This is a genomic window from Streptomyces sp. 3211.6 (genome assembly GCF_003634815.1).
Classification (GTDB): Bacteria; Actinomycetota; Actinomycetes; order Streptomycetales; family Streptomycetaceae; genus Streptomyces; species Streptomyces katrae_A.
In genome coordinates, this window is sequence record NZ_RBXC01000001.1 from 46707 (window position 1) to 57300 (window position 10594).

Genomic DNA, 10594 nt, shown 5'->3' on the forward strand with positions numbered 1-10594 from the left:
CCTCCTCACGGTCTGGACCAGCGCCTGCCCCACCTGTCACCGCGACACACCCGCACCAACATCAACCTGACCAAGCCCTACTAGGCGGGATCATGCCCGCCCCGACCGCGGCGCCATCGGCTGCCGCAGGTGGCCGGGGAGGTGGTTCACACGACCGGGTGACGCCCGACGCGCGGCACTCCTGAGCTGCTGCCGAAGGCCCCTGCCCCGGAGCATGGGCTCAGGGGCAGGGGCGGCCACCGGCTCCCGTGGTCGGCTGCATCACGCGCGCGGCACGCCCGGACCGCAGCGGCCCGTTGCCCCGGAGCATTCGGGGAGCCCTGTGCGTGACGTCGGTCTCCAAGACCTGGTCGTGGTCTTCGAGACCGACGCGCAGGCCAAAGTTGGATACCCTCATGCGGTTGGTTTCGCGCGTTGACAGGCTTTGAACTGCCTGATGGGGGAAGGCTTTCATGAGCGGCACACATCCGGCCGAGCTCTTCCGACCACTCGGTCAGGGCGACTTGGTCACGGTGGGCGGATACCGCCTGGCCGCCGTACTCGGCGCGGGCGGCATGGGCAAGGTGTACCTCTCCTACACTCTCGGCGGACGGCCCATCGCCCTCAAGGTGATCCGGCCCGAGTTCAGCGAGGACCCCGAGTTCCGGCGGCGCTTCCAGCAGGAGGTACGCGCCGCGCAGCGTGTGCAGGGCCTGTACACCGCTCCGGTCATCGACTTCGACACCGAGGGCGCACAGCCCTGGCTGGCCACCGCCTACGTACCGGGCCCCTCCCTCGCGCACGCCGTGGCCCGGCACGGACGACTGCCGCTGCGCAGCGTCCTGCAGCTGACCATCGGCGTCGCCGAGGCACTCCACGTCATCCAGGGCGCGGGCATCGTTCACCGCGACCTGAAGCCGGCGAACGTGCTTCTCGCCTCCGACGGCCCACGCGTGATCGACTTCGGCATCGCCCGTGCTGCCGACGCCACCTCCCTGACCAGCAGCGGTGTCAGCATCGGCACGCCCGCGTTCATGGCGCCCGAGCAGGCCTCCGCCGGGACGGTGACCGCCGGAACCGACATCTTCGCCCTCGGCCAGATCATTGTCTTCGCGGCGACCGGCGCACCTGCCTACGGCGACGGGAACTCGCATGCGGTCCTGTACCGCATCGTCCACGAGGACCCAGACCTCAGCGGGCTGCCCGCCGAGCTGCGGCCCCTGGCGACCCGCTGCCTGAGCCGCGACCCCGATGGCCGGCCCACCCCCACAGAGGTCATCAAGGCGTGCCACGCCCTCTCCGCCGAGCCCCTGCGCCAGGGCGAGGGCTGGCTCCCGCAGGCGGTTGCCGGATCCATCACCGAACGCCTCCAGCTGCCCGAACCGGCAGCGACCTCGCCCTCACTGCCCACAGCAGCCCCCACCGCAACCGAGTTCTCCGGGCCGCCGCGGCCGGCCACGGCACCTGCTCCCGCCCCGTATCCGCTGCAGCCCCCGGCGCCCGCGTACGCGCCAACGCAGAGCGCCCCGGCAGGTCTGGCGCCGACCCCGCGCTACCCGACACCCCCGCCCTACCCGACGCCTCCGCCCGGCCACCAGACCAGGCCGCCCAGCTACGTGGCCCCGGGCCACCCCGTGCCGCCGCCGCTCGACCAGACCGGATACCCGCCTGCCACTCCGCAGGGCTCCCGGCCCAAGGGACTGGTCGTCGCAGGTGCGATCGTGGGCGCGGTCATCGGCATCGCCGTCATCGGCTCCCTTCTGCCGGACGGCTCGGCCGAGAACGGAAAGAACACCGGCAGCAGCGGCAGTCGCGGCAACAGCGCCGACAATCCCGCGAGTCCGGCCGACGGGAGCCCCGGCCGGGCCGGTTCTGGCCTCGGGAACCAGAAGAGGCCAGAACCCACCCCGGCCTCCTACCAGGGCATCAACATCACGGCCAACTACCAGGTCATGCTGGCCGATAACCCACCCCGCCCCGATTCGGGCGGTTCGAACGGCGTGATGTACAACCACGGGGACTTCTACTACTACTTCGACACCCTCTTCGGAGGAAAGGAAGTCGGCACCGCCAACGGCAAGCTGGTCGTGCTGAACAACGCGCAGAAGGGCTCCCTGGAGACCTGCCGCGAGGAAACCCGCTACACCGAGAAGATCAAGCTCGATCAGCTCACCGACGGCTCCGAGATCTGCGTGCTCAGCGACGCCGGCCACATCGCCGTGGCGACGTACCGAGGCAAGTCGGACTCAAAGGACGCCAGCAACTACATCACGGTGGACCTCACCGTCTGGCGCAACGCCGAGGCCCCGAAGAAGCACTGAGCCGCACGGCGGACTCGGCCGCGGTATCCGACCACAGCGCGGGTGCGGCAGCCTGTTGCTGTGGGACCTCAAAAACGGGTCGTCCGGTGAGGCGGTCCACCTCCTGCTCACCGCGGCGCCGGTGACGAACCTGGTGACCGGCGTCGGCAATCTCCTCCCTCTCGGTGGACTGTCGGGCCTCGCGGCCCTCACCGTGCCGGATGGCCGAGAGGGGAACCTGGCCAAGGGGGGTGAGCTACGACTCGTACGCCATCTGGGACGGGGAGGGCATCCGCCGTCTGTCGGTCCGGAACCGTCCCAGGCGAGTGCACTCGGCTTGTTGTGACACCTGCCGTGAAGGCATCACGACGAGTCGGCTGCCAAGCCCCCGCGGGGCGCGACCGAGTCCTACCCCCACCGGAGGTGCGGCCGGCAGGGGACGTCCGCTCCCCGGGACGGTGGGTCCCACCGCTCGCTGTGCGTGCCGTCGAGTCTGCCGGGGGGAGCCGTGCCCCCCAGCGGTCGGCCGGCAGGGGCAGCCGTTGCTCAGCCAGACTGCCACGGTGGCAGCAGGAGTCGGCGGTCTTCCGGACGGGCGCACAGCCGACGCGGTCCAAGGCCGATCCGGGCGGCTGGAGAGATCAGGCACCGCCCAGACGCCGCCGTCCGCGCAGACCTCGAGCGCATCGTCCGCGCCTACTCGGGGCTCTACTTCGCAGGAGACGGTGAGGCCGCGTACCGCTTCCTGTCGAAGCGGTGCCAGGACAAGGCGGGAGACGAGGCCGCCTTCACCGCGATCGCCAGCGCCGCCGCCAAAGGACCACGGGCCCCAGGAGATCGAGATGCTGGACGTCGACCAACTGGCCGGTGGCATGGCCCGCGTCTCCTACACCTTTGCCGTGCCCGAGCTCAACCAGGCCCGGCAGCCGTGGACGCGCGAGGCCGGTGCCAAAAATACGACGGCTGCGGGCTGCTCCAGCAGCTGACGAAGCGGCTGCTGGAGTCCGCCCTGGAAGCCGAGATCATCGACCATCTCGGCTATGACAAGCACGACCCGGCCGGGAAGAACGGCGGCAACTCAAGCAGCGGAACCCGCGCGAAGACCGTGCTGACGGACGTCGGTCCGGTGGAGATATCCGTTCCCCGCGATCGGGACGGCTCCTTCGAGCCGAAGATCGTCAAGAAGCGTCAGAAGCGCCTGTCCGACGTGGACGGGGAGATGGTCATCTCCCCGTCCACGAAGGGCTTGACGACCGGTGAGGTCCGAGCCCACCTGGCCGAGGTCTATGGCGCCGAGGCCTCCCGCCAGACGATCTCAACGATCACCGACAGGGTCATGGACGGCATGGCCGAGTGGCAGAACCGGCCGCTGGAAGCGGTCCATCGGGTGATCTTCATCGACGTGATCCACGTGAAGATCCACGACGGCGCGGTCGCGAACCGGCCGATCTATATGGCCCTGGCCGTCACGACCGAGGGCCGGCGGGACATCCTGGGTCTGTGGGCCGGCGACGGCGGCGAGGGTGCCAAGCGCTGGATGCACGTCCTCACCGAGATCAAGAACCGGGGCTGGACCCCACCGGCAAGGGCCGGGCCCGCTGGACCATGCGCCGGAAGACCGCCCTGAACGCCTTCGACACCACCTTCGACGGCCGACTCTCCGCAGCCCGTCAGTAACCTCGAACATCCTGGTTACACCGTTCGATTGACGGGCCCTCTTCCCGGGCCTTGAAGCTCATCAGAAGCATGTCCCGATGGCCGGACGTCGCAGGTCCGGCCATGGAGACCGGGGTGACGTCATGGAGGATGCGGGCGTCCTCGGCGTAGAGGCTGTCCAGAGGGGACCGGAAGGTGGTGGTGGCGATCGGTGGGCCTTCCGGGGTCGTGTAGAGGACCGTGCGGCCGCCCTTGACGTTCGCGCGGCCGATGTGGTGGAGGGCGACGTAGTCGAAGCCGTCGCGGTGGCGGCCCTCGGGGGACGGCTTGCCCCGGGCTCCGGCGATCGCGGTGACCCTGATCAGATGGGCGTCGACCTCCCAGAACGGCGGAGCCTGCCCTGCGCACCGGTCGAAGACCAGGGCGTTGTGGTGGGTCAGGGCTTGGAAGAAGGGGTTGTCGGCCTCATGGTCGCGGAAGGGGGCGAACCGCCGGATCCGGCCGCCGATCAGCGGGTTCGCCTCGGCGCTCTGGTGGTACCCGGCGCCTGGGACACGTACGAGTACGAGTCCCGTCCGGGAGTACAGGAACTTGGCGTGCCGGCGGCGGCGGTAGGTGCCGTGGTCGGGCAGGTAGCCGTCGGGCGGCAGGTCGTCCCAGGCCGCCCGGAACAACCGGAAGGCCCGGGCGCAGTCCGGGTCCAGCCTGAAGCCGGCACCCCGAACGAACTGATATCCCTTATCCACTAGGGAACCCCCGAGGTCCACCGTGACTTCCACCCCCACCCGCCCTCACGCACCTTCCGGTTCCTGGGAACGCTGGTGCGGCAGGGTGGTGCCCTCGAACTCGCCGCGCGAGAAGTACAGGTCGGTGATCGTGGGGTGCCAGGCCAGGTGGCTGAGGTGGTAGGCGCGCAGGACCGGGCTGAGGGCGAACATCGAGCCGACGTAGTCCGCCCAGGCCTGACGGTCGGCCTCCGTGATCCCCTCTCGCCTGTGCCAGATCCATTCGAAGACGTCGAGCATGAGCTCGGCCACGGCGTGCGCCCAATGGTAGTTGGGGTCGTCCCGGGTGAGCGACTTGCCGTCGTAGAAGTACGGACGGACGTGCGGGTATTCCACGAACACCAGGTTGAGCTGCATGAAGAGGTCGGTCCCGGAGTGGTACGAGGCGGATTCATGGCTCCTGGCGGCGGTCTGGTGGCTCTTCGACGCGGAGTTCTGGGCGAGTACGCTCGCGCCGATCGAAATGGCGACGGCGAGCAGGGCTATGAGGTCAGACGTCTGCATCAGGCCCCCTGGTCCTGGTCCGACCCGCCAGGATGACCAGTGCCGGAACGGGATTCAAGGGCGCGCGGAGGGGGCGCGCGGAGGCTCGGGAGGCGCGCAGGGTGAGGCGCGCAGGAGACCAGCCACGCGGGACGAGGCGCGGAGGACCAGGCGTTCAGAAGCGGCGACGTGTGGCTTCGACGATCTCCGCCGCCGTTCGGCCCGCGAAGAGCTTGTCCTCCGCGCGGCGTACGGCGAGCACCGCGTCGAGGAGGCGATCGCCCATGGCCCGGCGGAGCAGCGCGGACTTCTCCAGGTGCCCGATCGAGGCGGTGAGGGTGTCGGGGAGGCGCCGTACGCGGAGACGTTCCAGCATGGCGGGCGGCGCAGAGGCCGGATCGGCCGTGTACTCGGAGGGCAGCCGTAGCCCTTCCTCGACTCCCGCGAGCCCGGCGGCGATGACCGCGCCGACGACCAGGTAGGGGTTGGCCGCCTGGTCGAAGCATTTGACCTCGGCGTTGGCGCTGTCGGCGGCTGCGTGTGGCCCCGTGACCAGACGCAGCGCGGCCTCGCGGTTCTCCCTGCCCCAGCACTGGTAGGCGCCTGCCCACCGGCAGGGGATCAGCCGAAGGTAGCTGGCGGGGCTCGGGCAGCCGATCGCCGTCAGGGCGGGGAGGTGTTCGAGGATCCCGGCGAGGAATGCCTCCCCTTCGCGGGTCATGCCGTACGGACCGGTGCCGCCGTGCAGCAGGTTGGAACCCGACCGCCAGGGGCTGAGGTGGAGGTGGCCCCCGTTGCCCGCGCCGGAGGGTGTGGTGAGGGGGGCGAAGGAGGACAGCAGCCCGTGGCGGACGGAGAGGGCGCGCACGGAGTGGCGTACGAGGACGGCCGTGTCGGCGGCGTCCACGGGAGACTCCGGCGCGGTGGAGACCTCGTACTGGCCCGTCTCGTACTCCGGATGGATCTGCAGGAGGTCGATCCGCTGGTCGGCGAGGACGTCCCCGATGTCGAGGAGGTAGGGTCCGCAGCCGGCGAGGCGGGCGAGTCCGTACGCGGGCCCGGGCCCGCTGCGGCCGGACAGCGCGGGAGCGGAGCGGGGGTCCTCCTCCACGGTCCACTCAGTCTCGAAGCCCATCCGCAGCTCGATGCCGCGGGCCTCCGCTTCGCGGCTCATGCGGCGGGCGAAGGAGCGCTGGCAGCCCTCGTACGGTGTGCCGTCCTGGCCGTACCGGTCCGCCGGCGCCCAGGCCCAGCCGGGCTGCGCGCCGAGCGGGGTCAGCCGGGTGAGGTCGGGGCGCAGCCGGAGGTCCCCCACGGGGCCGTCAAACCCGGGGCCGCCGGCCCTGGAGTCGTCGACGAGGAAGGTGTCGAAGACGGGGGCCATGCCCACGCCCCACCGGTCCGCGTGCTCGAGCCGGTGGACGGGGACCGCCTTGACCCGGCTGATACCGGCGTTGTCCACCCAGCTCAGTGCCACCACACGCACACCCCGGCCACCGTCCGCGCTTTCGCTCATGTCCTGCATGATCCTGCGCAGCGGGGCCGCTGGAAAGGTCGCGTTCCAGGATGGGCGCGGATCACGGCGCGCGGCCCCGGCCCCGTACCGCCGGCTCCAGCGGCCGGGGTGTCAGCCCTTGACGATGATGTAGATGACTCCGGCGACGATGAAGTACCCCAGGTAGGCGCCGAGCACCAGGCCCACCATCGCGAGGAGCTTGGCGGGTGTGCCGAACGGCTTGCGGGCGAGGGAGAGGTTCACGAAGAGGCCCGCCGCCCCGAAGGCGCCGCCTATCAGCCCGCCGAACGGCAGCAGCAGGATCGGCACGATCGAGAGCACGAGCTGCCACCAGGTGAGCCCACGGAACTTGGCCCACGGGTCCGGCTTGCCGGGCGAGTTCTTTCCGAGATCGGGGAGCTGCATGGGTGGGAACCCTTCGTGGTGTCGTGGTGGTGGATCGTCGGAATGCGGGGGGCGTGTCGGCCTGGCAACGGGCGCGTCGACTGCGGTTTGCGTCCGGACCTGTGGTCTGCCGACGGGCCAGGGTCCAGGCCGCGCGGACGCCCCGCCGGGGTTCCGGCAGGGCGCCCGCGTGGGGTTATCCGAGGGTGAGTGCGGTGTTCCAGCCGTCTTCTTCGACGCGCCAGCCGTTGGCGATGGCGGTGCGGCCTCCGTAGTAGAGGTGGAGGGTGCCGTCGTTGCGGGTGAGGTAGAGGTCGGGGATGCCGTCTCCGTTGACGTCGGGGGTGCCGCGCAGGAGGGGCCAGGTGGTGCTGTCCCATCCGGTGGTGCCGTAGGTGAGGTCTTTGCCGTCGGCGGAGTTGACGGCGAGGGCGAGGGAGTTGATGTCGGCCCCGCCGTTCGTGCCGGGCTTGCCGCGGCGCAGGGCCAGGCCGCGGTCGGGGGTGGAGTCGTCGCGGTAGACGAGGTCGGGGATGCCGTCGCCGGTGACGTCGCGGATGTTGATGATGTCGCGCTTGGTCCAGCTGGTGGCCGAGAGCTGGCGGGCTTCGGTGATGGAGGCGCCGCTGTAGCCGGTGAGGACCCAGAAGGTGTCCCCGGCGGTGGCGAAGATGTCCTCGGACTTGTCGCCGTCGACGTCCTGGACGACCACGATCTGGCTGAGCGTGGCGGGGTCGGGTGCGCCGGCGGGGAGGAGGATTTCGGTGCGGCGGCTGATGTCGAAGCGGCCGTTGCCGTCGCCCTGGTAGACGTAGAGCTTGCCGTCGGGCATGCGGGCGATGAGGTCGGTGATGCCGTCGCCGGGGTACCAGTCGCTGGAGTGCGCGATCAGCGCGTCCTTGAAGTAGCCGGCGGGTGCGGGCTTGCCGTTGTCGGTGGCGGCGGGCATCCAGGCGTCGACGTCGCCGGTGGCGTCGGCGGGGTAGACGCGCAGGTCGCCGTTGCCGTCGACGGCCAGGACGTCGGCCTTGCCGTCACCGGTGACGTCGCCGGGGCCGTCGAGGCCGGGGCGGGGGCGGACGTAGAAGGTGTAGATGAACGGGTTGGAGACGTTGCCGGCCTTGTTGACGATGCGGACGTAGAAGAGGTTCGGTCCGGCGTTGTCGGGATTGACGTCGACGGTGACGGTGTCCTGGCCGGCGGCCGGGACGGCCTTCTTGTCATAGACCGGGTGGTTCAACGACCACTGGAACTCGCGGATGTCCGCCGGGTCCGTACCGCCCGCGATCACGGTGATCTTGCCGGGGCCGAGGGTGTTCTTGCTCCACTCGGCGCCGTCGGGGCCGGGCGCGGGGAAGTCCTCGGAGCGGATGGTGGGGGCGGTGGGCTGGGTGTGGTCGATCGTGAACGTACACGGCTTGTCCGTCCCCGCGGGACCGGCGGCCGAGGTGGAGCCGTCCCAGTCGCTCGCGGTCGCCGACCACGAATACGCCGTGTTCGCGGCGAACGACTCCCACGGAATGCCGGTGCGGGCGACGCCATAGCTGTCGGGCCAGATCCACTGGTCGAAGACCACCTGGTTGTCGGAGGTCCGCCAGACCCTGATCTGGATCTGCTTGAGGTTGCCGTCGCCGTCGTGGCCCTGGACCTCGAACATCACGTCGGACTTGCCGACCTTGTTGAACGGCGCATCCGTCACGCACAGCCCGCCGGGGACGGTGTCCATACCGGCCTGGGTCGGCTCGTCGGGGGCCTTGTTGTACTCGACCTCGATGTAGGGGGCGCTCTCACCGTTGGCCTGGAACTTCTTCCAGTAGCTCGCGTCACTCTCGTTCGGCGAGCGCAGGCCCAGGGTCAGGTTCTGCCAGGCACCGCGGGCGCCCTCCTCGACCTTCGACTTGATGTCGATACCGACCCACGCATCGGGGCAGGAGCTGTTGTAGCCGTGGCCGGTGCTCGCGCCGGCGATGCGGTTGCTCCAGAACCCGGGGGTGTTGGTGCTGTTCCAGGTGCTGGCGCTGTTGATCAGCGGCACGTGGTAGACGTCGAAAGCCCGCGGGTCACAGCCCCAGGAGTACGTCTGCAGCATCCGCAGATTCGCCGAACGGATCTGCGCACCGTAGAGCTCGCTGCCGAAGTCGAAGATGAACGCCGCCCGCGAGGTGCCGCCCGAGGTCGACTCGTAGCCCACCCGCGCCTCAGGGGTGCCACTGCCGCTGTTGTAGTTCTGCCCGTTCCAGAAACTGGAAGAGCCCTCGGTCTTGTAGAACAGCGACCAGTTCTGCTTGTGACCCTTGAACGACGGGTCGATGAAGACCGGGTAGACCGTCTCCGCGTCCTCCAGCAGCTTGCCGTTCGGGGCCACCGTCAGGACGTTGTCGCCGCTGAGGGAGGCGCCAGCGGAGACCGCGTGGTTGCCCTCCGCACCGTTCAGCCCGGACAGAGCGAGGGTGGGGTGGGCCTTGGCCTCAGGAGCGGGAGCCGGGACGGGCTCGCCCTCGGTCACCGCCACCTTCCCCGCAGAGTCCCACATGAACGGGGTCGGCGAACCGGCGACCTCCTCACCCTTGGAATCCTGCGCACTCACCGAGCGCGAGGCCTCATCGAGGTGGAAGGTCAGGTCCGGGGAAGACAGCCGGTAGTTCAGCTGCCCGAGCAGAGGGTCGGCGGCGGCCTGCTTGTCCTTCACCACCAGCACATGCGTGTAACCGCCGTCCTGCGCCGTCAGCACCAGGTCGATACCCGGACGGACATTCTCGTACAGCGCCCGGGAACCGGAGATGACCGGCTCGGGCAGCGGGCCGGGCCAGGCAACCGCCAGATCATGACCGTCGAGACTCAGCCGGACAAGGTCGGTCCAGGCCGGCTGCGGGACATCCGCCTTCGTGACGGCGGGCCGGACGAGGGGCACACGGGATGCCCCGCGTGATGCCCGGGCGTTGTCACCGGCGGCTGACGCCTTGGTGCCCGCGCTGAAGACGACCTTCCCGTTGACGGCCTTCGGGGCGAAGCCGCCGTCCACCCTCTGAAGGGTGGTGTCGATCGGCTTCCACTCATTGCCGACCTTGGCACGGGTCGTAAGGCTCGACACCTTCAGCTTGAACGTGCCCCCGGGCTGCGCCCAGGTACTGGTGTAAGCGGACGCTTCGGCCGTGACCTCGACCTCCTTGCCGCTCTCCCGTGCTAGGCGGCGGGCCTCGGTCGCGTTGACCGGGCCCTTCGCCTTCGCGGCCTTGGCCTCCACCGGCTTGCGGCTGTCATCGTGCGTCAGCGCGACGGGCACGGCAACGGCCACGGCAAGGAGCGCGGCAAGACCACCCCACGCCCTTCGCCGCCGATACCAAGAAGATTTGCCAACTTGCCCTCTCTCAGGGCTCTTTGGTGAATCTCCCTGTTCGGGTTCGATTCTGGACACGCTACTTCGTCTCCCCCCTCGGGCATGCGGTTCAGCCGCCCCTGGGTGCTCGCAAATGAAAATAGCCCGGCGAGCG

Annotated in this window: 7 protein-coding genes and 1 pseudogene; 3 read left to right on the plus strand and 5 right to left on the minus strand. The window is 69.8% G+C overall.

Annotated elements, in window-relative coordinates; translation table 11 throughout:
- Window positions 1-452: 452 nt before the first annotated feature.
- From BX286_RS00210 to BX286_RS00215, 3 genes and pseudogenes are all read left to right on the plus strand, one after another.
- Window positions 453-2300 (plus strand): serine/threonine-protein kinase, encoded by a 1848-nt coding sequence (locus BX286_RS00210; protein WP_121014257.1) that lies wholly within the window; start codon window positions 453-455, stop codon window positions 2298-2300.
- Between the two features lie 821 nt (window positions 2301-3121).
- On the plus strand, window positions 3122-3265 hold the full coding sequence (locus BX286_RS36235) for a hypothetical protein (protein WP_187344040.1): 144 nt from the start codon (window positions 3122-3124) through the stop codon (window positions 3263-3265).
- Window positions 3247-3849: pseudogene (locus BX286_RS00215) on the plus strand (transposase); the annotation flags it as partial. The gene BX286_RS36235 and the pseudogene BX286_RS00215, both read left to right, overlap by 19 nt.
- A gap of 100 nt (window positions 3850-3949) precedes the next feature.
- Here the strand turns inward: BX286_RS00215 and BX286_RS00220 are convergent.
- The 5 genes from BX286_RS00220 to BX286_RS00240 form a co-directional block, all read right to left on the minus strand.
- On the minus strand, window positions 3950-4681 hold the full coding sequence (locus BX286_RS00220) for a 2OG-Fe dioxygenase family protein (RefSeq protein WP_187344041.1): 732 nt from the start codon (window positions 4679-4681) through the stop codon (window positions 3950-3952).
- A gap of 45 nt (window positions 4682-4726) precedes the next feature.
- Complete coding sequence (locus BX286_RS00225) at window positions 4727-5224, minus strand: hypothetical protein (RefSeq protein ID WP_121014259.1); 498 nt, start codon at window positions 5222-5224, stop codon at window positions 4727-4729.
- A 154-nt stretch (window positions 5225-5378) separates the two neighbouring features.
- Window positions 5379-6719 carry a glutamine synthetase family protein gene (locus tag BX286_RS00230; RefSeq protein ID WP_261993277.1) on the minus strand — a complete coding sequence of 447 codons (1341 nt, stop codon included), beginning with the start codon at window positions 6717-6719 and terminating at the stop codon, window positions 5379-5381.
- A 111-nt stretch (window positions 6720-6830) separates the two neighbouring features.
- Window positions 6831-7124 (minus strand): hypothetical protein, encoded by a 294-nt coding sequence (locus tag BX286_RS00235; RefSeq protein ID WP_121014261.1) that lies wholly within the window; start codon window positions 7122-7124, stop codon window positions 6831-6833.
- A gap of 175 nt (window positions 7125-7299) precedes the next feature.
- Complete coding sequence (locus BX286_RS00240) at window positions 7300-10398, minus strand: DNRLRE domain-containing protein (RefSeq protein ID WP_187344042.1); 3099 nt, start codon at window positions 10396-10398, stop codon at window positions 7300-7302.
- Between the last annotated feature and the right edge of the window lie 196 nt (window positions 10399-10594).